This is a genomic window from Micromonospora sp. LH3U1, assembly GCF_028475105.1.
In the GTDB taxonomy this organism is placed as follows: Bacteria; Actinomycetota; Actinomycetes; order Mycobacteriales; family Micromonosporaceae; genus Micromonospora.
Window position 1 is genome coordinate 1,583,240 of record NZ_CP116936.1, and the last position, 25,110, is coordinate 1,608,349.

21 protein-coding genes, 2 pseudogenes and 1 riboswitch are annotated in these 25,110 nt (G+C 72.8%); of the genes and pseudogenes, 16 read left to right on the forward strand and 7 right to left on the reverse strand.

The features are described 5' to 3' along the window. Positions 1 to 58 precede the first annotated feature (58 nt). Together dapB and PCA76_RS07365 are read left to right on the forward strand one after the other, a co-directional pair. On the forward strand, positions 59 to 826 hold the full coding sequence (gene dapB, locus PCA76_RS07360) for a 4-hydroxy-tetrahydrodipicolinate reductase (RefSeq protein ID WP_272616252.1): 768 nt from the start codon (positions 59 to 61) through the stop codon (positions 824 to 826). Between the two features lie 70 nt (positions 827 to 896). Then, complete coding sequence (locus PCA76_RS07365; protein WP_272616254.1) at positions 897 to 1,382, forward strand: GNAT family N-acetyltransferase; 486 nt, start codon at positions 897 to 899, stop codon at positions 1,380 to 1,382. A gap of 45 nt (positions 1,383 to 1,427) precedes the next feature. Here the strand turns inward: PCA76_RS07365 and PCA76_RS07370 are convergent, their stop codons facing one another. Further along, positions 1,428 to 2,012 carry a GNAT family N-acetyltransferase gene (locus tag PCA76_RS07370; protein ID WP_272616256.1) on the reverse strand — a complete coding sequence of 195 codons (585 nt, stop codon included), beginning with the start codon at positions 2,010 to 2,012 and terminating at the stop codon, positions 1,428 to 1,430. A gap of 35 nt (positions 2,013 to 2,047) precedes the next feature. Here PCA76_RS07370 and PCA76_RS07375 point away from each other — a divergent pair, with 35 nt between their 5' ends. After that, positions 2,048 to 3,322, forward strand: coding sequence for a glycosyltransferase family 87 protein (locus PCA76_RS07375; protein WP_272616257.1), 1,275 nt, complete (start codon positions 2,048 to 2,050; stop codon positions 3,320 to 3,322). Here the strand turns inward: PCA76_RS07375 and PCA76_RS07380 are convergent. Then, on the reverse strand, positions 3,221 to 3,772 hold the full coding sequence (locus PCA76_RS07380; protein WP_272616258.1) for a GNAT family N-acetyltransferase: 552 nt from the start codon (positions 3,770 to 3,772) through the stop codon (positions 3,221 to 3,223). The genes PCA76_RS07375 and PCA76_RS07380 overlap by 102 nt on opposite strands. A gap of 79 nt (positions 3,773 to 3,851) precedes the next feature. Between PCA76_RS07380 and PCA76_RS07385 the strand changes: the two genes are divergently transcribed. The 5 genes from PCA76_RS07385 (at position 3,852) to PCA76_RS07405 (ending at position 9,266) form a co-directional block, all read left to right on the forward strand. Beyond that, complete coding sequence (locus PCA76_RS07385) at positions 3,852 to 5,081, forward strand: winged helix-turn-helix domain-containing protein (protein ID WP_272616260.1); 1,230 nt, start codon at positions 3,852 to 3,854, stop codon at positions 5,079 to 5,081. Positions 5,082 to 5,145: 64 nt separating this feature from the next. Continuing rightward, the gene (locus tag PCA76_RS07390) at positions 5,146 to 5,658 is read left to right on the forward strand and encodes a DUF2752 domain-containing protein (RefSeq protein WP_272619227.1); all 513 of its coding nucleotides are present in this window, start codon (positions 5,146 to 5,148) and stop codon (positions 5,656 to 5,658) included. A 152-nt stretch (positions 5,659 to 5,810) separates the two neighbouring features. Then, positions 5,811 to 6,551: an FAD-dependent thymidylate synthase gene (gene thyX, locus PCA76_RS07395; RefSeq protein ID WP_272619229.1), complete on the forward strand. Its 741-nt coding sequence runs from the start codon at positions 5,811 to 5,813 to the stop codon at positions 6,549 to 6,551. A gap of 47 nt (positions 6,552 to 6,598) precedes the next feature. Further along, positions 6,599 to 7,525 carry a 4-hydroxy-tetrahydrodipicolinate synthase gene (dapA, locus tag PCA76_RS07400; RefSeq protein WP_272616261.1) on the forward strand — a complete coding sequence of 309 codons (927 nt, stop codon included), beginning with the start codon at positions 6,599 to 6,601 and terminating at the stop codon, positions 7,523 to 7,525. 52 nt (positions 7,526 to 7,577) lie between these two features. Then, the gene (locus tag PCA76_RS07405; RefSeq protein WP_272616262.1) at positions 7,578 to 9,266 is read left to right on the forward strand and encodes a ribonuclease J; all 1,689 of its coding nucleotides are present in this window, start codon (positions 7,578 to 7,580) and stop codon (positions 9,264 to 9,266) included. 65 nt (positions 9,267 to 9,331) lie between these two features. On the opposite strand, the pseudogene PCA76_RS07410 reads toward PCA76_RS07405, so the two are convergent. Both PCA76_RS07410 and PCA76_RS07415 read right to left on the reverse strand, forming a co-directional pair. After that, positions 9,332 to 11,024: pseudogene (locus tag PCA76_RS07410) on the reverse strand (YbjN domain-containing protein). Beyond that, positions 11,021 to 11,500, reverse strand: a complete 480-nt coding sequence (locus PCA76_RS07415; RefSeq protein WP_272616263.1) for a YbjN domain-containing protein — start codon at positions 11,498 to 11,500, stop codon at positions 11,021 to 11,023. The pseudogene PCA76_RS07410 and the gene PCA76_RS07415 overlap by 4 nt, the downstream one beginning before the upstream one ends. Positions 11,501 to 11,613: 113 nt before the next feature. Here PCA76_RS07415 and PCA76_RS07420 point away from each other — a divergent pair, with 113 nt between their 5' ends. After that, entirely contained in the window at positions 11,614 to 14,073 is a 2,460-nt protein-coding gene (locus tag PCA76_RS07420; RefSeq protein ID WP_272616264.1) for a DNA translocase FtsK, read from the forward strand. 72 nt (positions 14,074 to 14,145) lie between these two features. On the opposite strand, the gene PCA76_RS07425 is transcribed toward PCA76_RS07420, so the two are convergent. After that, complete coding sequence (locus PCA76_RS07425) at positions 14,146 to 14,391, reverse strand: hypothetical protein (protein ID WP_272616265.1); 246 nt, start codon at positions 14,389 to 14,391, stop codon at positions 14,146 to 14,148. Between the two features lie 82 nt (positions 14,392 to 14,473). Then, on the reverse strand, positions 14,474 to 14,788 hold the full coding sequence (gene sugE / locus PCA76_RS07430; RefSeq protein WP_272616266.1) for a quaternary ammonium compound efflux SMR transporter SugE: 315 nt from the start codon (positions 14,786 to 14,788) through the stop codon (positions 14,474 to 14,476). Between the two features lie 61 nt (positions 14,789 to 14,849). Further along, positions 14,850 to 14,922: riboswitch (guanidine-III (ykkC-III) riboswitch) on the reverse strand. Between the two features lie 92 nt (positions 14,923 to 15,014). Between sugE and PCA76_RS07435 the strand changes: the two genes are divergently transcribed. The 7 genes and pseudogenes from PCA76_RS07435 to pspM all read left to right on the forward strand — a co-directional run bounded on the left by PCA76_RS07435 (position 15,015) and on the right by pspM (position 21,364). Further along, entirely contained in the window at positions 15,015 to 15,938 is a 924-nt protein-coding gene (locus PCA76_RS07435; RefSeq protein WP_272619231.1) for an ornithine cyclodeaminase family protein, read from the forward strand. A gap of 89 nt (positions 15,939 to 16,027) precedes the next feature. Further along, entirely contained in the window at positions 16,028 to 17,536 is a 1,509-nt protein-coding gene (gene rimO / locus PCA76_RS07440) for a 30S ribosomal protein S12 methylthiotransferase RimO (RefSeq protein WP_272616267.1), read from the forward strand. Between the two features lie 77 nt (positions 17,537 to 17,613). Continuing rightward, positions 17,614 to 18,204 carry a CDP-diacylglycerol--glycerol-3-phosphate 3-phosphatidyltransferase gene (gene pgsA, locus PCA76_RS07445; RefSeq protein ID WP_272616269.1) on the forward strand — a complete coding sequence of 197 codons (591 nt, stop codon included), beginning with the start codon at positions 17,614 to 17,616 and terminating at the stop codon, positions 18,202 to 18,204. A gap of 142 nt (positions 18,205 to 18,346) precedes the next feature. Then, positions 18,347 to 18,910 (forward strand): CinA family protein, encoded by a 564-nt coding sequence (locus tag PCA76_RS07450; RefSeq protein WP_272616271.1) that lies wholly within the window; start codon positions 18,347 to 18,349, stop codon positions 18,908 to 18,910. A gap of 152 nt (positions 18,911 to 19,062) precedes the next feature. Next, positions 19,063 to 19,503 carry a helix-turn-helix domain-containing protein gene (locus PCA76_RS07455; RefSeq protein ID WP_272616272.1) on the forward strand — a complete coding sequence of 147 codons (441 nt, stop codon included), beginning with the start codon at positions 19,063 to 19,065 and terminating at the stop codon, positions 19,501 to 19,503. A gap of 181 nt (positions 19,504 to 19,684) precedes the next feature. Next, positions 19,685 to 20,557 carry a PspA/IM30 family protein gene (locus tag PCA76_RS07460; RefSeq protein ID WP_272616274.1) on the forward strand — a complete coding sequence of 291 codons (873 nt, stop codon included), beginning with the start codon at positions 19,685 to 19,687 and terminating at the stop codon, positions 20,555 to 20,557. Between the two features lie 23 nt (positions 20,558 to 20,580). Further along, positions 20,581 to 21,364: pseudogene (pspM, locus tag PCA76_RS07465) on the forward strand (phage shock envelope stress response protein PspM). A 30-nt stretch (positions 21,365 to 21,394) separates the two neighbouring features. Here the strand turns inward: pspM and PCA76_RS07470 are convergent. Next, positions 21,395 to 25,093, reverse strand: coding sequence for a hypothetical protein (locus tag PCA76_RS07470; RefSeq protein ID WP_442930210.1), 3,699 nt, complete (start codon positions 25,091 to 25,093; stop codon positions 21,395 to 21,397). Positions 25,094 to 25,110: the final 17 nt, after the last annotated feature.

Genomic DNA, 25,110 nt, shown 5'->3' on the forward strand with positions numbered 1-25,110 from the left:
TGGTCGGGGGGATGTCCCGGCCAGAGGAGCACGTCCCGATTGGGATAGGTTGTGCCCCGTGACTGACGAGCAGGAGAAGACCCCGGCCGAGCCGCTGCGGGTCGGCGTGTTCGGTGCCCGAGGCCGGATGGGTATCGAGGTCTGCAAGGCGGTCGACGCCGCCGACGACCTTGAGCTGGCGGCGTCGATCGACCAGGGCGACAGCCGTTCCGCCGTCTCCGGCGCCCAGGTGGTCGTCGACTTCACCACGCCGGACGTCGTCATGGACAACCTGGAGTGGTGCATCGACCAGGGCATCAGCGTGGTTGTCGGTACGACCGGCTTCACCGAGCAGCGCTTGGAGCAGGTGCGCGGTTGGCTGGCCCGCAAGACCGGGGTGGGCGTGGTCATCGCCCCGAACTTCGGCATCGGCGCGGTGCTGATGATGCAGTTCGCCGCGCGGGCCGCCCGGCACTTCGAGTCCGTCGAGATCATCGAGCAGCACCACCCGCGCAAGCTGGACGCCCCGAGTGGCACCGCCACCCATACCGCCCGGCAGATCGCCCGGGCCCGCGCCGAGGCCGGCCTCGGCCCGGTGCCGGACGCCACCAGGGACGAGGTGCCGGGTGCGCGCGGCGCCGAGATCGACGGGGTACGCGTCCACGCGGTGCGTGCCACCGGGCTCGTCGCCCACCAGGAGGTGCTCTTCGGCACCACCGGCGAGACGCTGACCATCCGCCACGACTCGTACGACCGGGCGTCGTTCATGCCGGGCGTGCTGCTGGCCGTCCGCGCGGTGCGCAACCGCCCCGGCCTCACGGTCGGCCTGGACGCCCTGCTCGACTGACCGTGCCGAGCCGGCGGGCGGGCCGGAAACCCAGTCGCTCCCGGGGCCGGGCCGCTCTTAGGCTGCCGCCATGATCGATGGTGGACATCTGGACCGTCTCGGCCGGCCGGTCACCCTGCGCCCGGTCGACGACGACAACTGGCGGGCGGTGGCCGATGTTGCCCCGCACGACGATCAGCGCCGGTTCGTGGCCGCGCTCGGCGCCCGCTACCTGCTGCTCAGCAGCCGCTCCGAGGTGTGGACCTCACTTGCCGTCTACGCGGACGAGACCGTCGTCGGCCACGTCATGTGGGGTGTGGACGACGACGGCTCGCACTGGATCGGCGGGATGCTGATCGACGCCGCCGAGCAGAGCCGCGGCGTAGGTCGAGCCACGGTGCAGACCCTGGCCCCCTGGCTGGCGGCCCGAGAGGGCAACCCACCGGTCCGCCTCTCGTACCATCCGGACAACACCCAGGCCGCCGCCCTCTACACCTCCCTGGGCTTCCACCCAACGGGAGCGGTAGACGACGAAGAGCTGGTAGCCGAAGCCAACGACGGCTCGGACACGGGCTGACCGACCCGGTGTGGCGGCCCGGCAGAGGCCGCCACACCGGTCGCGTCACTCGTCCGCGGGCACCTTCTCCGCCGGAACGCCCACGTGCAGGCGTACCTGCGGAACCAGCATGTCGTCGACGTCCAGCGCGCGGGCCGCGCCGTCGAGCTCCCACCCGGTGCTGGTGAGGAACTTGCGGGTCGCCTCGTCACCCTCGAACGCCCAGGCCACCGCCCGACTCAGGCCGTCCTCCCGCCACAGGTCGACGGCCGCGGCGAGCAGCCGGCTGCCGTGCCCGCGACGGCCCCAGCGCGGCTCCACCAGCAGGTCGGTCACCGCCGCCACATCCGCGCCGAGCGCGTCGGTCGGCTCACCCGGGGCCAACGCCTCGCCGTCGGCCGGGCCGGAGGCGGCGAACCCCACCAGATACGATTGCTCGGCCTGTTCGACGGCGACCAGCACCCGGTGCGCGCCCGAGGGCGGCTCCAGCACCGCGGCGCTCCACCGCCGGGCGAGGAACGCCTCGTCCAGGTTGTCGAGCACGTGCCGAGGAAGGATCCGGCGGTACGCGACCCGCCAGGTCGCGAGCTGGATGCGTGCGATCTCGCCGGCGTCCTCGGGACGCGCCGGGCGGACGTACCCGAGAGCCATGGGACGGAAGCCTACGCAGGGCGAGGGAGACGACGGTGGCGCAGGGTGCCAACAGGACGACCGTGCAGGTCGCCGGCGTGGTGGTGCTCGCCGCGGCGGTCACCGCGTTCCTCGCCGTCGCGGCCGTACGGCACGGCTTCTTCGACCTGAAGGTCTACTACGGCGCGTTGACCTGGTGGGTCCACGATGGCGGGGAGATCTACGACTACCTCAAGCCGGGCACCCAGTACGGCTTCACGTATCCGCCGTTCGCCGCGCTGGTGATGCTGCCGATGGCGTACCTGCCGTGGTCGGCCGCGATCGCGGTGAGCGTGCTCGCCAGCGTGGTCACCACCGCGGTGCTGATCTGGTGGCTGGTCGACCCGATCGCCCGCCGCGCCGGCTGGACCCCGTGGTTCGCCCTCGCCGTGGCGCTCTGCCTGGCCGCCGCGTTCGAGCCGATGCGGGAGACAGTCAACTTCGGCCAGGTCAACACGCTGTTGCTCTTCCTGGTGGCGGTCGACCTGCTGCGGCTGCTGCCGGCCGGCAACCGGTGGGCCGGGGTGGGCATCGGGCTCGCCACCGCGATCAAACTGACCCCGGGCGTCTTCATCGTCTACCTGTTGGTGACCGGGCGATGGCGGGCCGCGCTCACCGCCTGCGGCACGGCCGCCGGGGTGTCGCTGCTGGCCGGTGCGCTCTTCCCGGACGCGTCCCGGGAGTTCTGGACCGAGGCGCTGTGGAACACCGGCCGGGTGGGCGAGCTCGCCTTCGTCTCCAACCAGTCGCTGCGCGGGGTGGTCGCCCGGCTCGACCCCGAGCACCCGAGCACCGTGCTGTGGCTACTGCTGGTGCTCGGCACCCTGGCGCTCTGGGCCTGGCGGTCCCGGGCCGCCGTCGCAGCCGGTGACGAGGCCACCGGCCTGGCGCTGACCGGCGCGGTGATGTGCCTGGTCAGCCCGGTCACCTGGGTGCACCACCTGGTCTGGCTGCTGCCCGCGCTGATCCTGCTGGTCGACAACGCGATGGCCGCGCCGGCCGGCCGCCGACGGCGGGTCCTGCTGATCGCCGCGACCATCGGGTACGTGCTGCTGATCAGCCGGACGGTCTGGTTCTGGGAGAAGGACTTCAGCGGCGTCGACGGCTTCCTGGGCAGCAACGCCTACGTGTGGATCAGCCTGGCGCTGCTGGCCTTCCTGCCGATCCGCCGGTGGCTGACCCCGCACGGGTCAGCCGTCGAGGCGTCCGGCGTACCGCAGCTCGACCAGCCCGACCGGCGGGCCCCCGCCGGCGAGCGGCACCTGATAGGTCGACTGCTCACCGTCCGGTGACAGCCCGGCCCGCTCGGAGAACCGGCGGGCCCGCCGGTTGTCCGCCAGCACCCACAGCCGGTAGTCGGTCCAGCCCCGCTCGCTGAGCCCGGCCCGGGCGGCGGCCATGAGCGCGGCGGCGGTCCCGTCACCCCAGCACCCCGGCTCCACGTAGAGCGCCAACACCTCGCCGACCGTCGGGTCCAGGTCGTCCCGGTCCTGGTTGCGGCGGTACGGCCCGAAGGTGGTGAAGCCGACGACCAGCCCGTCCACTTCGGCGAGCAGGGTGGTGAACGGGTGCTCCGGATCGGCGGTGCCGACGTCGCGGCGGCGCTGCGCCCAGGCCACCACGTTCAGCCGCTCCAGCACCTCGTCCGGCATGAAGCCGGCGTAGCCCGCCTGCCAGCCGTGCACGTGCACCCGGGCGACCGCCTCGGCGTCGTCCGGCTCCTCCCGACGGATGGTCAGCATTGCACCGTTCTATGCCCCGTTGGTCGTCGCGTCCAGCTTCCCGCACCGGCGTCGTACCGATGAATTAAGGTCGCCGACGATGACCGCACCGGAATCACTCTCGATCGCCCAGGCCCGGCGGGTGGCGCTCGCCGCCCAGGGCTTCGCCGACCCTACGCCGGCCGGCGTGCCCACCCGCCGCCATCTGCGCCGGGTGCTCGACCGGGTCGGGTTGATCCAGATGGACTCGGTCAACGTGCTGCAACGCGCGCACTACCTACCGCTCTACAGCCGGCTCGGGCCCTACCCGACCACGCTGCTCGACCAGGCTGCCTACCGGCGCCCGCGTGAGCTGTTCGAATACTGGGGTCACGAGGCGTCGCTGGTCCCGGTCGAGCTGCACCCGATGCTGCGCTGGCGGATGGTCCGGGCCCACAGCGAGTCCTGGGGCGGCATGCGGCGGATCGCCCAGGAGCAGCCGGAGCTGGTCGCCTGGGTCCGCGACGAGGTGGCCGCCCGAGGTCCGCTGACCGCTGCGGAGATCGAGCACGACGCGCCCCGGGAAACCGGCAACTGGGGGTGGAACTGGTCGGCGGTCAAGCGGGCGTTGGAGTTCCTCTTCTGGGCTGGCGAGGTGGCCGCCGCGGAGCGCAGCACCTCCTTCGCCCGTCGCTACGACCTGCCCGAGCGGGTGCTGCCCGCGGCGGTGCTGGCCGCACCCACCCCGACCGACGCCGAGGCGTACCGCACGCTGGTCGCCCTTGCCGCACGGTCACTCGGGGTGGCGGCCGAGCCGGAGCTGCGCGACTACTTCCGGCTGCCCCTGGCCGGTGCCCGGCAGGCCGTCGCGGAGCTGGCCGAGGCGGGTGAGCTGGTGCCGGTCACCGTGGCGGGCTGGCGTCAGCCGGCGTGGTTGCACGCGTCCGCCCGGCTGCCCCGGTGGATCCGGGGCAACACACTGGTCAGCCCCTTCGACCCGCTGGTCTGGGAACGTGCCCGGACCGAGCGGCTGTTCGACTTCAGCTACCGGATCGAGATCTACGTCCCGGCGCCGCAGCGGGTCTACGGCTACTACGTGCTGCCCTTTCTGCAGGGCGACCGGTTCACCGCCCGGGTCGACCTCAAGGCCGACCGCAAGGCCGGGGTGCTGCTGGTGCCGGCCGCCTGGGTCGAGCCCGGCGTCGACCCGGGGGAGACCGCTGTGGCGCTCGCCGCCGAGCTGTACCGGCTGGCCGGCTGGCTCGGCCTGGACGCGGTGGCACCGCCGATGGCCGGCGACCTGGCCGGTCCGCTCACCGCCGCGTTGGCCAGCGTGTCCGGTGTACCGTGAGCGCGTGACGAGCGCTCCCGGTCCGGTCGACCAGCCGCAGCCCGCCCCCGGGGCGGTCCACACGATGCCGGCCGACGCGGGTCCGGACGGCTGGCCGCCGCCCCCGCCGGGTGGATACCCAGCGCCGGAGCCGGACCGGCTCACCCGGTTCGTGCTGCGGCTCTACGAGCGTTCGCCGCGCTGGGCGGTGCCGCTGGCCGCGGTCGGCTGCGTCGCCGTCGGGATGGCCTACGCGCTGGTCAGCAATCCGACCCACGCCGACCCGGACGCCGCGCCCACCTGTCTGCTCAAGTTGACCACCGGGCTGGACTGCCCGGGCTGCGGCGGCACCCGCGCCCTCTGGTACGTGCTGCACGGCGACCTGCCGGCCGCCGCCCGGCACCACTTCCTGTTCGTCTTCGCGCTGCCGTTCCTCGCGTACCTCTTCGTGGCCTGGGCGGGCAACCAGGCGTTCGGCTGGCGACTGCCCGAGCTGCGGATCAGCTCGAAGGTCATCGGCGGTTTCCTGGCCGCGTGGCTGGCCTTCTCGGTGCTACGCAACCTGCCCTGGGCGCCGTTCACCTCGCTCTACGTCTGACCCCCGCCCGACGCGGGGGCTCGGCCGTAGCTGCCACCAAGGCCCAGGGACTCGTCGGTTCCGACCTGCCGCCCGAGTGATCGACATTGCACGGGGCGTGCCTGAGTTGGGTCGGAAGGTGCCGCGCCACTACAGTCCCTGGAATGCCGGAGATGGTGCAGCCCCAGGTCAAGTTGATCGCGTGGACCCAGTTCGTGGCGCCGGACGACGTGCCGTGGTCGACCGACGCGGAGGGTGGACAGGCGCTCGCCGAGTTCGCCGGCCGGGCCTGCTACCAGTCCTGGAAGAAGCCGAACCCGGCGACCGCCACCAACGCCGGCTACCTCGCGCACATCCTCGAGGTCGGGCACCTCTCGGTGTTGGAGCACGGGTCGGTCACCTTCTACTTCACCGGGGTGTCCCGCTCCTTCACCCACGAGCTGATCCGGCACCGGCACTTCTCGTACTCCCAGCTCTCCCAGCGGTACGTCCCGGAGCGGGACGCTGCCATGGTCGAGCCGGCGGTCATCGCCGACGACCCGGAGCTGCACAAGAAGTTCGTCGAGGCCTCCGAGGCGAGCGTTCGGGCGTACACCGAATTGCTGGAGGGCCTTGAGCAGCGCTTCTCCGACGAGCCGAACCCGACGCTGCGCCGCAAGCAGGCGCGGCAGGCGGCCCGGGCGGTGCTGCCCAACGCCACCGAGACCCGGATCGTGGTCACCGGCAACTACCGGGCCTGGCGGCACTTCATCGCGATGCGGGCGACCGAGCACGCCGATGTGGAGATCCGTGAGCTGGCCATGGAGTGCCTGCGTCAGCTGCAGGGAGTCGCCCCGAACGTGTTCGCCGACTTCGTGATCTCCACGCTGCCGGACGGCACCGAGGTGGCGGCCAGCCCGCACGAGGCGTCCTGAGCCCTTCCCCGGCGGGCCCCGGCTGGTCGTCCGCTAGGTTGGGGGGTATGACGCACGACCACCCCGACGCCGCCGCCCGACCGGTGTCCCGCCCCTTCGGCCGGCTGCTCACCGCTATGGTGAGCCCGTTCGCCCCCGACGGCTCGCTCGACCTCGACGGTGTCGCCCGACTGGCGAACCACCTGGTCGACGAGCAGGGCAACGATGCGCTGGTAGTCAACGGCACCACCGGCGAGTCGCCGACCACCACCGACGCGGAGAAGGAACAGCTGATCCGGGTCGTGGTGGAGACCGTCGGCGACCGCGCCAAGGTGGTCGCCGGGGTCGGCACCAACGACACCCGGCACACCATCGAGTTGGCCGCCGCCGCCGAGAAGGCGGGCGCACACGGCCTGCTGGTGGTCACCCCGTACTACAACAAGCCGCCGCAGAGCGGATTGCTGCGGCACTTCACCGCGGTGGCCGACGCCACCGGCCTGCCGGTGATGCTGTACGACATCCCCCACCGCTCCGGCGTGCCGATCGACACCGAGACGCTGGTCCGGCTCGGCGAACACGGCCGGATCGTCGCGGTCAAGGACGCCAAGAGCGACCTGACCGCCACCAGCTGGGTGACCAGCCGGACCGCCCTCGCCTTCTACAGCGGCGAGGACGCACTCACCCTGCCGGCGCTGGCCGTCGGCAGCGTGGGCGTGGTCGGCACCTCGACGCACTTCACCGGGGCGCTGACCGTACAGATGATCGAGGCGTACGACGCGGGGGACATGCCGGCCGCGCTGGCCCTGCACCGGCGGCTGCTGCCGCTGTACACCGGCATCTTCCGCACCCAGGGCACCATCCTGGTGAAGGCGGGCCTGGCGTCGCTGGGCCTGCCGGCCGGCCCGGTGCGACCCCCGCTGGTGGACGCCACCGACGACGAGATTGCCCAGCTGCGCGCGGACTTCGCGGCAGCGGGCCTGGAGCTGCCCGAATGATCGAACGACACGATGGACGCCGAGTGACGGCGTCGCAGAATGAGGTGGACGCGTGACCGAGGCGCACATCGAGGCGGAACTACCCCCGCCGCTGCCGGAAGGTGGCCTGCGGATCATCCCGCTCGGCGGGCTCGGCGCCATTGGTCGGAACATGACCGTCTTCGAGTTCGACGGCAAGTTACTGATCGTCGACTGCGGAGTCCTGTTCCCCGACGTCGAGCAGCCGGGTGTGGACCTGATCCTGCCCGACTTCAGCCCGATCCTGGACCGGCTGGCCGACGTCCAGGCGATCGTGCTGACGCACGGCCATGAGGACCACATCGGGGCGGTGCCGTACCTGCTCGCCCACAAGCCCGACATACCGCTGGTCGGCTCACAGTTCACCCTCGCCCTGGTCGAGGCGAAGTTGGCCGAACGGCGGATCCAGCCGTACACGCTGACCGTGCGGGAGGGCGGCCGCGAGCGGCTCGGCCCGTTCGAGTGTGAGTTCTTCGCGGTCAACCACTCCATCCCGGACGCCCTCGCGGTGGCCATCCGCACCCCCGCGGGCCTGGTGCTGCACACCGGCGACTTCAAGATGGACCAGCTCCCGCTGGATGGCCGGATCACCGACCTGGCCGGCTTCGCCCGGCTCGGCGCCGAGGGCGTCGACCTGCTGCTCTCCGACTCGACCAACGCGGAGATCCCCGGCTTCGTCACCCCGGAGCGGGAGATCGGGCCGGTGCTCGACTCGATCTTCGCGAAGGCCAAGGGCCGGATCATCGTGGCCTCGTTCGCCTCGCACGTGCACCGCGTGCAGCAGGTCTTCGACTCCGCCGCGGAGCACGGCCGCAAGGTCGCGCTGATCGGCCGGTCCATGGTTCGCAACATGGGCATCGCCCGGGACCTCAACCTGCTCAACATCCCGGACGGCCTGGTCATCAGCATCGACGAGGCGACCACGCTGCCGCCGGACCAGATCGTGCTGATGTCCACCGGTTCGCAGGGTGAGCCGATGAGCGCTCTGGGTCGGATGGCCAGTGGAGACCACCGGCACATCACCATCGCCCCCGGCGACACGGTCGTGCTGGCGTCCTCGCTGGTGCCCGGCAACGAGACCTCGGTCTACCGGGTGATCAACCGGCTCGCACGGGCCGGCGCGGTGGTCGTGCACAAGGACGTGGCGAAGGTGCACGTCTCCGGGCACGCCCCCGCCGGGGAGCTGCTCTACCTGCTCAACGTGGTCCGGCCCAGCAACCTGATGCCGGTGCACGGAGAGTGGCGCCACCTGCGCGCCCACGCCCGGCTCGGTATCGAATCCGGGGTCGCCGCCGACCGGGTGGTCATCTGCGAGGACGGCGACGTGGTCGACCTGGTCGAAGGCCGCGCCAGCCTGGTCGGGCACGTGAAGAGCCGGTACGTCTACGTGGACGGCCTCGCCGTCGGTGACGTCAGTGAGTCGTTGCTCACCGAGCGGCGGATCCTCGGTGACGGCGGCTTCATCGCCACCACCGTGGTCATCGACTCGGTCACCGGCAAGGTGGTCGCCGGCCCGACGCTGTCCGCGAAGGGCTTCTCCGAGGACCCGGAGGCGTTCAACCCGGTGGTCCCGCTGGTCACCGAGGCGCTCAACCGGGCCGCGGCAGACGGCATCACCGACCCGCACCAGCTCCAGCAGATCGTCCGGCGGACCGTGGGGCGGTGGGTCAACGACAAGTACCGTCGTCGACCGATGATCGTGCCCACCGTCGTCGAGGTCTGAGCAACTCCCGCTGACGCCGGTCCACCCTCAACGGGGTGGGCCGGCGTCGCCGCGTTCCGGGGATGTCAGGGCAGCGCGGCGGCTGCCTCGGCGTACGCGACGCCGGTGGTGATGGCGGCGTCCACCAGCACCATGAGCTGAGCCGGGGTCACCCCGTGTGCCAGGTCCGTGGCCACGTCGCCGGCCAGCACCAACTCCTCGCCGAGGTCGTGTGCGTACGCCTTGGGCAGCAGTCGGTCGTGGTTCCACGCGTTGCAGAAGGCGTACGCCTCGGCGCGGCGGGCCGCCGGCAGCCGGCGGGCGGCCATGGCGCGCGCGTGCAGCACCTCACCGCGCTCACCGGCCCGCCGGAACTGGATCACCGCGCCACCCCACCGGCCGACCACCGTGTCGCCGTCTTCCACCAGGTACCGGTCGCCGCGCCCGTCCAGGACTGCGGTGATCATGTCGAGGGTCAGCGCCCCCAGCTCCCGCTCGCCCGACCCGGCCTCGTCGTCGGAGCGGTCGGCAACGGGCTCGTCGGGCTCGTCGTCATCGTCGGGTCTGTCAGGTCTGTCGTCGGCGGGCAGCGGGACCGGCGCCGCGAGCGGGCGCTCGGCGAGCCAGGCGGCCATCCGACCGGAGTGGTGGCCGGTGCCGTTGCGGGCGTCGAAGCTGCCGGCCAGCTCGCTGGCCACCCCGAGCAGCAGTGCGCCGAGCGTGGACACGTCCAGCTCGGTGGCTGGCCGCTCGCCGTACGCCGGGCGTGGCATCGCCCGACCGTCCAGCCCGGCCTCCACGGCCAGCCCACAGACCAGCGCCCCGGCGGCGGCGAACTCCATGGCGGCGAGGTCGTCGGTCGGGCGGTCCAACCGGGGCAGCTGCTCGGCCAGGACGCTCAGCCCGCGTTCCAGGTGCCCGCCCAGCGCGCAGAACCGCAGGTGCGCGGCGAGGTGGGGGAACGCGGCGCGCTCGCGCCGGTGTCGGCGGTACGCCCGCACGTGTGCCGCCGCGGCCCGCTCCGCCTCGTCGGCCCGGAGTGCGGGCAGCAGACCGGCGACCAGGTCCCGTTCGGGCTGGTCGGTGCAGGCCGCCGGGTCATCGTCGGATTCCCGTAGCTCGCTGAGCGCGGCTCGCCACTCGCCCCAGCCGGCAAGCAGTTCGGCGCGCCGGGCCGCCGCGCAGCCCGGGCAGCCGCCGGCCGGGCCGGGCCGCTTCCCGGACCACCGCTCGTACCAGTGCCGGGCCGTGGGCTCGTCGCCCAGGTGGTCGGCGATCCGGCAGTGCAGCTCCGCGACGGTCGGCGTGTCCGGACCGTCCGCGCCGACCCGGTGGGCGAGGTCGTGCAGCAGGGACCGGGTCTGGTCCAGCCCGACCCGGGGTGCCGAGCAGCGCCTCCACCGCGTAGCGCTGGTAGCGCAGCAGCAGTCGGGCCTCGGCGTCGGTGAGCAGTTCGGGCCGGTGGTCGGCGGCGGCCCGGCAGCGCCGGACCGGCTCGACCAGGCGCCACCGCTCCCCGTGCAGCAGGTACGCCTCGATCAGCGCGAACCGCGCGTCCATCCCGGAGCGGACGTCCCCGGCCGCGTCGGCGCGCTCGGCGAGCCGTTCCAGGGCCACCTGCCGCGCCGGCCCGTCGGGCAGGTCCCGAGCGTCGGCGAGCACGGCCACCAGGGCCGGCAGACGGCCCCCGGCGACCCGGCCGACGGGACCGGCGGGCGGCGCTCCGGGGTGGTCCGCCCGCTCGGTGCGGCTGCCCGTGAACTCGTCCCGGCCGGTCATGCCGGCACCGCGCCGGGCAGCCGACGGACCGCCACGGCGAGCTGGCAGCCGGTGGAGATGCCACAGTCGAGCAGTTGGTCGAGCTGGTGCGGGGTCACGCCGCGCTCCAGGTCGGTGATCACCTCGCCGTAGACCCGGGCCCGACCGGCGTCGTCGACGTGCACGAACGCCTTGGGCCAGAGCCGATCGTGGTTCCACGAGTTGCAGAACGCGTACAGGGCGGGCACCTGCTCGATTCCGAAGGTGGGGGCGACCATGGTGCGAACCTGGAGCAGCTCGCCGTCCCCGCCGAGGCGGAGGAACCAGATCATGTTGTCGTCGAAGTGGCCCACCAGTTCGCCGTCCACGGTCAGGCCGACGGACCGGCCGCGGGCGGCGAGCACCGCGGCGACCAGTTCACCGGTCAGTGGCCGTAGCGCACCGGGGTGCCCGGCCAGCGGATCGTTCGGATCGCCCTCGATTTCCGGCGACGCCATGGGGCATCCCTTCTGAGGCGGATATCACGACCGGCGGTGGGGTTCGTGTTGCGACGCGCGGACACGACCCGGAAAAGCGGGGATCTGCCCGGCACCACCGTTACCGTGACTCTATGGCGGGCCGTACCTCTCAGGCGAGCCGGCGGCGCGGCGCGTCGCCGCGCGGTGGCACCAACAGTCGTGCCCGTCAACCGGCGAAGAAGACTCGTGCGCCGGTTCGGCGTCGCACCGCGCCGGCCCGGCCCGGTCCGGCTGTCTACGTGGGCCGTGCAATCGGTGCACTGTGGATGGGCCTGGCACACGGCATGGGTTGGGCGGTCCGGGCCGCCGGTCGGCAGGCCGCCTCGGCCCGCGACCTCGACCCGGAGCACCGCCGTGACGGCGCCGGGCTGCTGTTGTTCGGGCTCGCACTGCTCACCGCCGTGGCGCTCTGGCTCTCCGGAGCGGGTCCGGTGGGCGCGCGACTGGCCGACTCGATCCGGCTGTTCCTGGGCGCGATCTCGGTGGTCGTTCCGGTGCTGTTGATGATCGGGGCGTGGCGGCTGATGCGTCAGCCGGCCGATCCGGAACACCGGGGCCGCGGGTTGATCGGCTGGGGCTCGTTGCTCGTGTCGACCGCCGCGCTGCTTCAGATCGGTCAGGACCCGGCCGGCCCGCTGCAGCGTGACTTCGCCGGCGGCCTGGTCGGCGCGGGCGTCGGTGGGCTGCTGGAGCGCGCGGTCACCGCCTGGGTGGCGGTGCCGCTGCTGATCCTGCTGCTGCTCTTCGGTCTGCTCGTGGTGACCGCGACACCGATCAACAAGATCCCCGAGCGGTTGGGACTGCTCGCGGGCGGGCTGGTCGCCCCGGCGGACGCCACCGAGGAGGAGTCGGACGAGACGGTCATCCGGCCGGCGCGCAAGCGGCCGGCGAAGCGGATGCCTCCACCGCTCGACCCGGACGACTTCGGAGACCTGGACGGCGCGGACCTCCAGGAGACCATGGTGCTGCCGCGCAAGTCGCCGGCGAAGGTGCCGGCGAGCCGCAAGCCACAGGTCGAGCCGCCGGAGCACTCGCCCGCGCCGACCCGGGCCGAGCAGCTCGCGTTGACCGGGCTGGCCGGGGACTACACCCTGCCGCCGGCCAACATGCTCAGTGCCGGGGCCGCCGCGAAGACCCGCAGCAAGGCCAACGACGAGGTGATCGCCGCCCTGACGGGCGTCTTCGACCAGTTCGATGTGGACGCCGCGGTCACCGGCTTCACCCGCGGCCCGACGGTCACCCGCTACGAGGTGGAGTTGGGGCACGGCGTCAAGGTCGAGCGCATCACCCAGTTGTCCCGCAACATCGCGTACGCGGTGAAGTCACCGGACGTGCGGATCCTCAGCCCGATCCCGGGTAAGAGCGCCGTCGGCGTGGAGATCCCGAACACCGACCCGGAGAACGTCGCGCTCGGCGACGTGCTGCGTTCGCGGGCGGCGACCAGCGACCACCACCCGATGGTGGTGGCGCTCGGTAAGGACATCGAGGGCGGCTACGTGGTGGCCAACCTCGCCAAGATGCCGCACATCCTCATCGCCGGGGCCACCGGCGCCGGCAAGTCGAGCTGCCTCAACACCCTGCTGGTGTCAGTCCTCACCCGGGCCACCCCGGACGAGGTGCGGTTGCTGCTGATCGACCCGAAGCGGGTCGAGATGACCGGCTACGAGGGCATCCCGCACCTGGTCACCCCGATCGTGACCAACGCCAAGAAGGCAGCCGAGTCGCTGGACTGGGTGGTCCGCGAGATGGACATGCGCTACGACGACCTTGCGGCCAACGGGGTTCGGCACATCGACGACTTCAACCGCAAGGTCCGCAACGGCGAGATCAAGGCCCCGCCGGGCAGCGAACGGGAGATGCGCCCCTACCCGTACCTGCTGGTGATCGTGGACGAGTTGGCCGACCTGATGATGGTCGCGCCGCGCGACGTGGAGGACTCGGTCGTCCGGATCACCCAGTTGGCCCGAGCCGCCGGGATCCACCTGGTCCTGGCCACCCAGCGCCCCTCGGTCGACGTGGTGACCGGTCTGATCAAGGCGAACGTGCCGTCCCGGCTCGCGTTCGCCACGTCCTCGCTCGCGGACTCCCGGGTCATCCTCGACCAGCCGGGCGCGGAGAAGCTGCTCGGCCGCGGTGACGGGCTCTTCCTGCCGATGGGCGCCTCCAAGCCGGTCCGCATCCAGGGCGCCTGGGTCACCGAGCGGGAAATCGCCGACGTGGTGAAGTTCTGCAAGGACCAGCGCGAGCCGGAGTTCCGTAAGGACGTGCTGGCCCCGGCGCAGGAGAGCAAGAAGAAGATCGACGAGGACATCGGCGACGACCTGGACCTGTTGGTGCAGGCGGTGGAGCTGGTGGTCACCTCGCAGTTCGGCTCGACCTCGATGCTCCAGCGCAAGCTGCGGGTGGGTTTCGCCAAGGCGGGCCGTCTGATGGACCTGATGGAGACCCGGGGAGTCGTCGGACCGTCCGAGGGGTCGAAGGCGCGCGACGTGCTGGTCAAGCCGGACGAGTTGGACGAGGTCCTGGTCGGCCTGCGCGGCGACGTGGACTGACCGACGGGTACGACCGACCCGGCGCGCACGACGGGCCCGCCGGTATCCGGCGGGCCCGTGGCGGCAGAGCGGTCAGTTGTTGAGCAAGGCGGCGACGACCACCACGCCGATGATCGCTGCGACGACGCTGGCCACGGCGGCGTACCAGCCCAGCGGCTTGTCGCCCAGCACCGCGCCGACGACGCCCGCGATGACACCGAGCACGCCGAAGATGATCGGGTTGAGCAGCAGGGCGAGGACCGCGAAGACGAAGCCCACGATGGTGAGGATCCGGGCGGCGTTGCTGCGGGGACGGGCCGTGCTCGGCATGTCAGCCATGTCTTCCTCCGGGTGAGAGCCTGTCGTGACGGATCGATCAATACCCACTGTGGGCGCTGGCCAGTCGTGCCGGTGCGGCACTTCAGTGGAAGATCTTCAGACCGATCACGCCCGCGACCACCAGCAGCAGGCAGAGGATTCGAGGCAGGCTCGCCGATTCGCCGAGCGCCAGCATTCCGATCAGTGCGGTGCCGACCGCGCCGATGCCGACCCAGACCGCGTACCCGGTGCCGACGGGAATCTCCCGGAGCGCGTACGCCAGCCCGGCCATGCTCAGGACCAGGGTCACCACGAACACCGCGGACGGGACCAGCCGGCTGAAGCCGGCGCTGCGGTCCAGGGCGATCGCCCAGGCCGTCTCCAGCAGTCCCGAGATCACCAGTACGAGCCAGGCCATCGTCCACCTCACGGAGAGCGCCCGGGGCTGCCGCGCCGGGACGAGTCGAGTCTGCACGTCACGCGGGGCGTCTTGGCCTGACCGGGTACGCCCACCACTCGTCCGGAGCGGCCACGAGCATCCGGGGCCACCGAGGCCGACGCTAGCACCGGCCCTGGCGGTGGGGCGGTGACTCTCACCACGGCCCGTTGACCTCGACCTGACTTCAACTTGCAGTATGGCAATCATGACCATGCTCTACGCCGACCCCGAGGTCGCCGCCGTGCTGGACGCCGCCACCACGGTCGACGCCATGCGCGCCGCCCTTCTGGCCGCGTACGAGGGACGCCTCATCGCCCCGCCCCGGGCCGCCGCCCCACTGAGCGGTGGGCGGATGGTGCTCACCGCCGGGCACCTGGTCGGCGAGTGGTACGGCTTCCGCTCGTACGACACCTTCGGCCACCAGCAGGGCGAGCAGTTGGTGGTGCTGCACGACGCCCGGACCGGGGCGATCCGGGCGGTCGCGGTCGGCGAGGAGTTGGGCTCCCGGCGTACCGGAGGTTTGGGAGGTCTCGCGGTCGACGCGCTGGCCCGTTCGGACGCTGCCACCCTCGGGGTGATCGGCTCCGGCCGGCAGGCGTGGACCCAGGTCTGGGCCGTCGCCGAGGTCCGCCCGTTGCGCGAGGTGGTGGTGCACAGTCGCTCCGCCGCTGGGAGGGACGCCTTCGCCGCCCGCGTCCGCGCCGAACTGGGCGTGCCGGCCCGCGCGGTGGCCGACCCGGGCTCGGCCGTGGCGGGGCGGGACATGGTGATCCTCGCGACCACCAGCCCGACCCCGGTGCTCTGCGCCGCCGACCTCAGCCCCGGCACGCACGTCAACGCGGTCGGCTTCAAGCAGCGCGACCGCAGCGAGTTCGGCACAGACCTGCTGGACACCGCCGATCTGCTGGTCACCGATTCGCTGGCCCAGGCGGCGGACTACCAGCCGCCGATGCTCGCGGCCACACCCCCGTACGCCGAGCGGTTGCGCGACCTGGGCGGCATCCTGGCCGGCGCGGTCCCCGGCCGGACCACCGCGGACCAGGTCTCGGTCTTCTGCTCCACCGGTCTGGCCGGCACCGAGGTCTTCCTGCTCGACGCGCTGACCCGCGTGGGCGCGGCGGCGCGTTGACCGGTTGGTGGGGCGGGCCGACCGACATGGTGTCGGCCGTCTCCGCAGCCCGCGTGCGTGGGCTTCCCCGGCCGGCCCGGTACCCTCGGATGGTGTCTGCCACCTCTCCTTCTCCCTCTGACAACGCCGAGGGCCGTCGCGTCGCTCTGCTCACCCTGGGCTGCGCCCGCAACGAGGTCGATTCGGAGGAGCTCGCCGCCCGGCTGCACGCCGACGGCTGGCAGGTGACCACCGACGGCGAGGGCGCCGACGTGGTGGTCGTCAACACCTGCGGCTTCGTGGAGAAGGCCAAGCAGGACTCCATCCAGACCCTGCTCGCCGCCGCCGGCACGGGCGCCAAGGTCGTCGCCGCGGGTTGCATGGCCGAGCGGTACGGCAAGGAGTTGGCCGACAGCCTGCCCGAGGCGCAGGCGGTGCTGAGCTTCGACGACTACCCGGACATCGCCGCCCGGTTGAACGCGGTCGTCGCCGGCGAGCAGGTCATCGCGCACACCCCTCGGGACCGACGTGAGCTGCTGCCGCTGACCCCGGTGAAGCGACGTGACACCGGGGTGTCGCTGCCCGGGCACGGCACCGTGGCCCGCACCGCCGTCGACACCGACGAGCACACCCCGGCGCACCTGCGCCAGGTGCTGCGCCGCCGGCTGGACACCGGCCCGGTCGCCTCGCTGAAGCTGGCCAGCGGCTGCGACCGCCGCTGCGCGTTCTGTGCCATCCCCGCCTTCCGTGGGGCGTTCGTCTCGCGTACGCCGGACGAGCTGCTCGCCGAGGCGGAGTGGCTGGCCAAGACCGGCGTACGGGAGCTGGTGCTGGTCAGCGAGAACTCCACCTCGTACGGCAAGGACCTGGGCGACCCCCGTGCGTTGGAGAAGCTGCTGCCGCAGCTCGCCTCGGTGAGCGGCATCGTCCGCGTCCGGGTGAGTTACCTCCAGCCGGCCGAGACCCGGCCCGGGCTGGTCGAGGCGATTGCCACCACCCCGGGCGTGGCCCCGTACTTCGACCTCTCGTTCCAGCACTCCAGCGAGCCGGTGCTGCGCCGGATGCGGCGTTTCGGCTCCACCGACCGGTTCCTGGAGCTGCTGGCGAGTGCCCGTGCGCTGGCTCCCGACGCGGGCGCCAGGAGCAACTTCATAGTCGGTTTCCCCGGCGAGACCCGCGCCGACATCGACGAGCTGGTCCGGTTCCTGACCGAGGCCCGGCTCGATGCGATCGGCATGTTCGACTACAGCGACGAGGATGGCACCGAGGCCGCCGGCCTGCCCGGCAAGGTCTCCGCCGCGACGATCAAGCGGCGTTACGACCGGCTCAGCGCGCTCGCCGACGAGCTCTGCTCGCAGCGGGCCGAGGACCGGCTCGGCTCGACCATCGAGGTGTTGGTCGACTCGATCGAGGACGGCGTGGTGGAGGGCCGGGCAGCGCACCAGGCGCCGGAGGTGGACGGCTCCACCACGCTGGTCGCCCCGGCCGAGGGCGGGGTCGACCTGACCGCGCTGCGCCCAGGTGATCTGGTCCGCGCGACGGTGACCGGCACCGAAGGGGTGGACCTGCTCGCTGTGCCGGATGAGATGATCTCGGCGGCGCCCGGCGCGGCACGGTGACGGCGGGCCCGAGCGGAGCGGGGGAGCCACGTGGTGCGGTGCCGGGAACGCCACGGCGGGCCGAGCGGGGTGCGGCGGTGACCGGGGCGACGGAGTCGACGCCGGCCCGGGTCGTTGCCGTGGTGCCCGTCCTCAACGCGGCCAACGCGCTGACCGCGCTGCGGCTGGTGCTGGTGCCGGTCTTCGGCGCCTCGGTGATCATGTCCGGGATGACCCATTCCGGCTGGCGGATGGCGGCTTGCCTGATCTTCGCGGTGGCCTCGGCGACGGACCTGGTGGACGGCTGGATCGCCCGCCGGTTCGGCCTGGTCACCTCGGTCGGCAAGGTCGCCGACCCGATCGCCGACAAGGCGCTCACCGGCGCGGCGCTGGTGCTGCTCTCCTGGTACGACCAGTTGCCCTGGTGGGTGACCGTGCTGATCCTCGTCCGCGAGCTGGGCATCACCGTGCTGCGGTTCTGGGTGATCCGGCACGGCGTGATCGCCGCCAGCCGCGGCGGCAAGGTCAAGACCGCGCTCCAGATCCTCGCCATCGCCTGGTACCTCTGGCCGATGCCAGCAGCCCTCGCCGCCGTCGGCCCGTGGATCATGGCCGCTGCCCTCCTGGTGACAGTCGCCACCGGCTTCGACTACATAGCCCAAGCCCTCCGCCTCCGCCGCCCCCGCTAACCCCCCGCCCCCGCCCGGGGCCGGTCTCCCCGTTGATCATGAAGTTATCGTCATGGGTGACGGCGTGTCGCGACGTCAACTTCATGATCAACGCGATCGGGCCGGCAGGGTTGGGGGTCGGTGGATGGGGAAGGACTTGTCGATGCAGCGGGACGCGGGTTCTGGGCGGCCGGCGGATGCCGCGGCGGACGATGCCGCGGCGGGCAGTGCGGCGGCGGGTGTGGTGCACCGGCTGGCGCAGCGGCACGAGACCCTGGCCACGGTCGAATCACTCACCGGTGGGCTGCTGGCCGCATCGATCGTGGACATCGCCGGGGTGAGCGGGATCTACCGGGGCGGCCTGGTGGTCTACGCCACCGAGTTGAAGGGCACCCTGGCCGGCGTACCCGCCGACCTGCTGGCCGAGCGGGGGCCGGTGGACCCCGATGTGGCGGCGGCGCTCGCCGAGGGTGGACGCCAGCGCTGCGGTGCGGACTGGGGGCTGGCCACCACCGGCGTCGCCGGCCCCGACCCGCAGGACGGCAAGCCCGTCGGCCTGGTCTACGTCGCGTGCGCCGGCCCGAACGGCGCTGAGGTCCGCCAGCTCGACCTGGGCGGCGGGCGGGAGCACGTCCGCGCGGCGGCGGTGGTCGGGGCGCTGCGGCTGCTCGCCGAGCGGATCTACGCCGCAGACGCCGCGGAAGCAGCAGGCGCCGTACGCCGGTGAGCCCCGTCCCGCAAGCTGACGGGCGGGGCGGGATGTCGCCCGGGCCCGCAACGGGTACGGTTGCGGGAAGGCTCCGACGTTCGGGGTCGGCGCGGTCCGCCGCGACCGGCTGCCCAGCGCCGGGCGCGAGGTATCCCTCAGGGGGAGGTGCGATGATCCTGCTACGCCGGGTGATCGGTGACGCACTGCGGGCGCGCCGGCAGGGGCAGCAGCGCACGCTGCGTGAGGTGTCCACCGCCGCCAACGTCAGCCTCGGCTACCTCTCCGAGATCGAACGCGGGCACAAGGAGCCGTCCAGCGAGCTGCTCGCCGCGATCTGTGACGCCCTCGGTGCCCGTCTGTCCGAGCTCCTGATCGAGGTGAGCGACACCGTGGCGCTCGCCGAGCAGATGCCCGAGGTGCTCGTCTCGATGCAGGACGAGCCAGCCGCTGCCACGGCCGTGCCCAAGCGCACCAACCGGGGTGTCCGCCAGGTCACCTCCGATGGCAAGGTCGCCGTCTCGGTCCGCCAGGATTCGCCGCTCAGGGCCACGCTGCGCAGCTCCCGCGTCCGCCCGACCGAGCGCGACCGGGACGTGGTCTGCGCCGCTTGACCATGGGCGGGCTGGCACCGGCCGCGTAGGGTTGCCCACAGGAGCTGCCGGTGCTGTCGACCGCCCGGTACGGATGCCTCGCTGGCGTTCGGCTGGGACGATGGAGTCCGGCCGGTCATGGCCGGTCGGTCCAACCGGCCCGGCCGTGGTGGAGCGACGCTACTGAGGGGATACCGCGGAGATGGCGAACCCGTTCGTCAAGGGTTGGAACTACCTGATGGCGCTCTTCGGTGCGAAGATCGACGAGCATGCCGATCCCAAGGTGCAGATCCAGCAGGCCATCGAGGACGCCCAGCGGCAGCACCAGGCGCTGGTGCAGCAGGCTGCCGCAGTGATCGGTAACCAGCGTCAGCTGGAGATGAAGCTGTCCCGGCAGATGTCCGAGGTCGAGCGGTTGCAGGGCAACGCGCGGCAGGCCCTGGTGCTGTCCGACCAGGCCCGGGCCAAGGGCGACGAGGCCGAGGCGGCGCGCTTCGAGCAGTCGGCGCAGACCCTGGCCACTCAGCTGGTCTCCTCCGAGCAGGCCACCGAAGACCTGAAGACCCTGCACGACCAGGCGCTGGGCGCCGCCGCGCAGGCCCGCCGCGCGGTCGAGAACAACTCGATGATCCTCCAGCAGAAGCTCGCCGAGCGCACCAAGCTGCTCAGCCAGCTGGAGCAGGCCAAGATGCAGGAGACGGTGGCCCGCTCGCTGGAGTCGATGTCGTCGCTGACCGCGCCCACCAACACCCCCTCGCTGGACGAGGTCCGCGACCGCATCGAGCGGCGGTACGCCAACGCGATGGGCCGCGCGGAGCTGGCCGGCAACTCTGTCGAGGGCCGGATGTTGGAGATCCAGAAATCGACGATCGACTCGGCTGGCTCGGCCCGGCTGGAGCAGATCCGGTCCAGCATGGCGGGGGAGCAGCTCGGCGGCGCGTCGCAACGACCGGGTGTGCCGCAGGCGGAGAAGGCCGGCCCGGCCACCGACCCGACGGCCGCCGCCCGGTTGGACGAGCTCCGCGCCAGCATGGCGCGCGAGCGGGGCACCGGCGACCCGACCGCCGCCGGCTGAACGACCGGACCGAGGAGGTCAGGGTGGCAGACGAGCGGACGCGGTACTTCCGGAGGCTGGGTCGGCTTCGCCGGTCGGCCCGACGATGGAGCGTGCTGGCCGGTGGGCTTGGCGGTGCGGCGGCGGTGCTGACCCCGTACGCCGGCCTCGGTCTGCCCGACGCGGCCTGGGCCGGCGCCGCGGGCAGTGCGGTGGCGCTCGCCGCCTGGCGCTGGATCGACGTGCGTGCCCTGGCCGCCCAGCCGGCACCCCCGCGCTCGACCCGGCCGAGGCCGCGGCCCGGTCGCGGGCCCGGTTGATCGCCGCCGTCGAGCGGCTGCCGGTCGGCCCGGGGGTGCTGGCCGAGGTCCGCCGGGTCCGCTCCCGGATCGCGCTGCGTGGCACCAGCGCGGGCGAGCCGTGGGCCCGACTGGACCGGGCGGCACTGACCCTGGCCGGGATGGCCCCCGGCTCGCCGGGCTGGCCGAGCCAGCGGTGCTGGAGGCGGCTGCCGCCGACCGTTCCCTGCGCGACCTGGCCACACGGGTGGCCAGCGTCGAACGGGCGCTGCGGCTGGCCCCGGCCGACGCCCGGCCGCCGCTGGCCGAGGCATACGCCGTGTTGACCGCCCAGTTGGAGGGCGGGGTCGCGGCCTACGAACGGCTGGTCGTCGCCGCCGCCAGCTATCTGGCCGAGGACGCCCGACCGGAGACCGCCCACCCGGCCGCCGACCGGCTCACCGAGGCAACGGACCTGCTGCACGGTGTCGCCGGGGCCCTGGCCGAGCTGCGCGCCGTCGGCACCCCGCTGCGCGCACCCACCCGCTGAGACCGCACAACAACGCACCCGCCCCGGCCGTCACGGCGGTGTCGTGACCAGGACCGGGCCGGTGTACGGCGAGCTGCCCACGACGTTGAACGACCGGATCCGGTAGTGGTAGGTCACGCCCCGGGCCAGCCCCGTGTTGGTGAAGCCGCGACCGGTCACCGTGAACGTGGCCACCTCCTGCTCGAACGCCGGGTCCAGAGCCCGCTGCACGATGAACCCGGACCCCGGGCCGGCGGGTGTGCTCGCCGCCCAGGCCAGGAGCACCGTCGCGGTGTCCGGCCCCGGTGCGCTGGCGGTGGCGCTCACCCCGCTCGGGGTGCCCGGCGCGGGTGGTGAGCTCACCGCGGCGACCGTCGACCAGGCGGAAGCGGCGCCCAGGTAGGTGGTCCGCACGCGGTAGTAGTACGTGGTGTCCGGTGCGACCGTGACGTCCAGGTGGTTGTCGCCGACGCCGATCGCCGTGGTGCCCGGTCCGCTGGTGAACGTCGGGTTGGTGGCCCGCTGCACGTCGATGCCGGTGGCGAACGACCGGTTCGCCCAGCGCAGCGCCACGCGCAGCGGCGCGGCCGGCGGGAGTGCCGCGACCAGGCCGCTCGGCGCGGCCAAATGCACCGAGGCGGGTACGCCGTTCGACCAGGACGAGTAGCTGACGGCGTTCTCCGCCCGGATCCGGTAGTGGTAAGTCACCCCGGGGGTGACGGTCGCGTCCGTGTACCGGGTGGCGGCAGCCGCGACGGTGATCGTGGTGACCTCGCCGCCGAAGGTGGCGTCGGTGGCCCGTTGCAGCAGGTGGCTGGTGGCGGGTGGTCGGCCGCCGTTGCTGGTCCAGGTCAGCGCGATCGCGGGTAGCGCGGTGGCGGAGCCGGGCACCGGCTTGGCGGTCAGCCCGGTCGGTGCCTTCGGCGCCACCCGCACCACCAGCGGCCGGGTCATTCCGCCGTCGCGGTGGCCGGCGAGCTGGCTGTGCCAGCGATATTCCCAGCCCAGGTTGACGAGTTGGTTGACCACCGTTGCGGGTCGACCGTCCGCCGGGCTGACCGGGGTCGACCCGGTCCGGGCCCCGGCCGGGCGACCCGGGTCGAGCAGCCGGACGCTGTCGCCCAGCTTGAACGGCAGCACCGGGGCGACCGGACGCAGCGCCACCACCACGTCCTCCCGGGGGTTGACCCGGACGATCTCCTTCCAGCCCAACTCCGTGCCGTGCGGGGGCCGCAGCGTGCCGTCCCAGCCCACCCGGTTGACCACCTGCACGTCGCAGCCGCCGAAATGCAGCGGTTCGGTCTGCCGGACGTTGCCACTGATCCGCCAGAGCTGGGTGCCGTCGGTGGGGGCGCCTACCGACACGGCGGGGTCGGTGGCGAAGAGCACCTCGGTGACCGGGTCGGTCGAACCGAGCGGCAGGGTCGTCGGGTTGAGCGGCCCGGCGTGCGGGTGTCCGACGCCGAGGCGGCCGGCCAACCGGCCGTGGTCGGGCTCGAAGACCTGCTCCGCGGCCTTGACCGTGATCGGCAGGGTCACCGGGCCGACGCCGGCCGCCGGGGTGAACGTCACCGAGGTGGCGTGCACCGGCACCGTCGTCTCCGCCGCGGTCCGGGTGCCGAAAGCCGGGTCGTACGCCGGCTGCGGCACGATCGGCGGGCGTTGGCTGGCCGCGTACGCCAGGGGCAGCCGCTCGCGCAGCCGGTTCAGGTCGTACGGCGGCGCGGGCGCCCCGCTGACCCGGAACTGGAGCAGGGTACGGGTGTTCGGGCCGTACCCCGGCTCGGTGGCAGGTGGGCCGCCCTCGGCGGTCCGGTCCGGTGCGTCGGTGTGCTGGTCGTAGCGAGGGTCGAAGCCGGGCAGCGGGGCCGGGGCGTCGTTGTACAGGATCAGCGTGCTGCCCGGCGGCACGGCGGAGAAGTCGACCAGCACGTCGGCCCGCTCACCCGGGCCGAGCAGCAGGGTGTGCCCGTCGACGTTCAGCACGGTCGGGTCGAGCCGGTCGTAGCGGTAGCCGATCGGTCGGTTCGGCAGCACCACCGGGGCGGGCAGCAGCCCGGCCTCGTTGCCGATCTGGATGAACTCCGGGCCGGCGGCACGCGGGTCCGGCACACCGCCGTCGCGTCCGTCAGTCGGCCAACCGGTCGGCCGGTCCGCCGCGCGCACGGCGGGCACCATCGGTACCTCACCGGCGTCGGCGTCGGCGACCGCGCCGTCGGCCGCCCACATCGCCGCGTCGGAGCAGGCGCGGTAGAGCTGGAGGTTGAGGCTGCGGTCCAGGCAGGCGTTGAGGATTCGGAACCGGTACGCGCGGGGCCGCACCTCCAGGTACGGGTAGGCGACGCCGTTGACGAGCGGGGTGTCGCCGTACGCCTCGGGGACCGCGGACGGGTGCGGCACTCCGGGGCTCAGCGGCGGCTCGTCCGGCGCGCCGACCGGGTCGTGGTGCGGGTTCGGGACCCAGCTGTCGGTGCGGGTGCCGTCCACGGCTGGGTTGTGCGACCAGGGGCCGTAGTCCCACCGGCCGGTGGGGTTGCGTCCACCGGCCCGGTACGGGTTCTGCCGCGGCTGGTAGACGTGCGGGTGCCAGAGGCTTCCCCGGGCGCCCCAGCGTTCCCGATCCCAGGTCGGGTCCTCGGCGGCGAGTTGGGTGTCGTCGGGCACGAACGTCTTGTCCTCGATCACCAGCGGCAGTTGGTCGGTCGGCAGCACGTCGTCGGCGACGAGTTGGTCCTCGGCGGGGTCGGTGAGCAGGTACAGCGCGAGCTGCCCGCCGTAGACGGTGAGCCGGGCCAGGCCGAGGGTGTTGTCGTGGAACCACATCAGCCGGCCGCTCTGCTCGTTCGGGTAGTAGAGCGTGGTGGCGCCGACGCCGGGCGGCGGCATGTCCGGCACGTGGGTCACGCCCACCCCGGTCGGGTACGGAGTGATCTCCCCGGCCGGGGTGATCCACTGCCCCGGGTTGCCGGCGCTGGTCCAGCCGGTCTGCGCCCCGGCCAGGTGTAGCACCGCCCGGTTCTGCGGGTACGGCGCCGGCCCGTCCAGCGGGCCGAGCCCGGCCCCCTGGATCGTGTCGTCGACCGGCAGGAAAAGCTCGCCGGCCCGGCCGGTGGGGAGCTGGTTGATGAATTTCACCCGGACCGGTCGGCCCCGACGGGCGAGGATCATCGGTCCGAGGTGCCAGGGCCGCTCCGGTGGTGCCACCAGGTTGTGGCCCGACGCGTCGGTGCCCAGGTTGAGCTGCCGGTAGCCGCGCAGCCGGGTGGCCGGCAGGTCCCGGTGCAGCCGCTGGGCGTACTCCTGTAGGCCGATCTCGTAGTAGTCGCAGCCCGGATAGCTGATCGTGTCCGGCACTGCCACCGGCAGGTGGCCGCCGAGGTCGGTGTGGCTCTGCTGGCCCGGAGTGGGCAGCGGGTCGACGAACTTGCGCAGCCCGGTCCCGGGCACCAGCCGCCCGCCGGGGTCACGCGCTGGGCGAGGGCTGTGTGCGAAGTTCGGCACGGGGCCGAAGCAGCGGGGCACCACGGCCGGGTCCAGGCTCTGCGCCCGGACGGTCTCCTCGGCGGTACGCGCGGCCGGCACGAACGCCTCCAGGCCGTTGGTGTCGCGGGTGGTCCGCTCGAAGAAGGTGGTGCGGAGTCTGCGGAAAATCGCCATGACTCTCCCCGGGTTCGGGGCACGAGGTCCGCCACCCCGGCGGGGCGGACCTCGGCACTCTGCTGACGGTCGGTGAGCACTCAACCGCAGCATGCGACTCCGACGGCCGG

Excerpts from the sequence above, each read along its gene's own strand:
- PCA76_RS07365 (WP_272616254.1), top strand. The coding sequence starts at position 897 with ATGATCGATGGTGGACATCTGGACCGTCTCGGCCGGCCGGTCACCCTG.
- PCA76_RS07370 (WP_272616256.1), bottom strand. The coding sequence starts at position 2,012 with ATGGCTCTCGGGTACGTCCGCCCGGCGCGTCCCGAGGACGCCGGCGAG.
- PCA76_RS07380 (WP_272616258.1), bottom strand. The coding sequence starts at position 3,772 with ATGCTGACCATCCGTCGGGAGGAGCCGGACGACGCCGAGGCGGTCGCC.
- PCA76_RS07385 (WP_272616260.1), top strand. The coding sequence starts at position 3,852 with ATGACCGCACCGGAATCACTCTCGATCGCCCAGGCCCGGCGGGTGGCG.
- PCA76_RS07390 (WP_272619227.1), top strand. The coding sequence starts at position 5,146 with ATGCCGGCCGACGCGGGTCCGGACGGCTGGCCGCCGCCCCCGCCGGGT.
- thyX (WP_272619229.1), top strand. The coding sequence starts at position 5,811 with ATGGTGCAGCCCCAGGTCAAGTTGATCGCGTGGACCCAGTTCGTGGCG.
- dapA (WP_272616261.1), top strand. The coding sequence starts at position 6,599 with ATGACGCACGACCACCCCGACGCCGCCGCCCGACCGGTGTCCCGCCCC.
- PCA76_RS07415 (WP_272616263.1), bottom strand. The coding sequence starts at position 11,500 with ATGGCGTCGCCGGAAATCGAGGGCGATCCGAACGATCCGCTGGCCGGG.
- PCA76_RS07420 (WP_272616264.1), top strand. The coding sequence starts at position 11,614 with ATGGCGGGCCGTACCTCTCAGGCGAGCCGGCGGCGCGGCGCGTCGCCG.
- PCA76_RS07425 (WP_272616265.1), bottom strand. The coding sequence starts at position 14,391 with ATGGCTGACATGCCGAGCACGGCCCGTCCCCGCAGCAACGCCGCCCGG.
- sugE (WP_272616266.1), bottom strand. The coding sequence starts at position 14,788 with ATGGCCTGGCTCGTACTGGTGATCTCGGGACTGCTGGAGACGGCCTGG.
- PCA76_RS07435 (WP_272619231.1), top strand. The coding sequence starts at position 15,015 with ATGACCATGCTCTACGCCGACCCCGAGGTCGCCGCCGTGCTGGACGCC.
- rimO (WP_272616267.1), top strand. The coding sequence starts at position 16,028 with ATGGTGTCTGCCACCTCTCCTTCTCCCTCTGACAACGCCGAGGGCCGT.
- PCA76_RS07450 (WP_272616271.1), top strand. The coding sequence starts at position 18,347 with ATGCAGCGGGACGCGGGTTCTGGGCGGCCGGCGGATGCCGCGGCGGAC.
- PCA76_RS07455 (WP_272616272.1), top strand. The coding sequence starts at position 19,063 with ATGATCCTGCTACGCCGGGTGATCGGTGACGCACTGCGGGCGCGCCGG.
- PCA76_RS07460 (WP_272616274.1), top strand. The coding sequence starts at position 19,685 with ATGGCGAACCCGTTCGTCAAGGGTTGGAACTACCTGATGGCGCTCTTC.
- PCA76_RS07470 (WP_442930210.1), bottom strand. The coding sequence starts at position 25,093 with ATGCTGCGGTTGAGTGCTCACCGACCGTCAGCAGAGTGCCGAGGTCCG.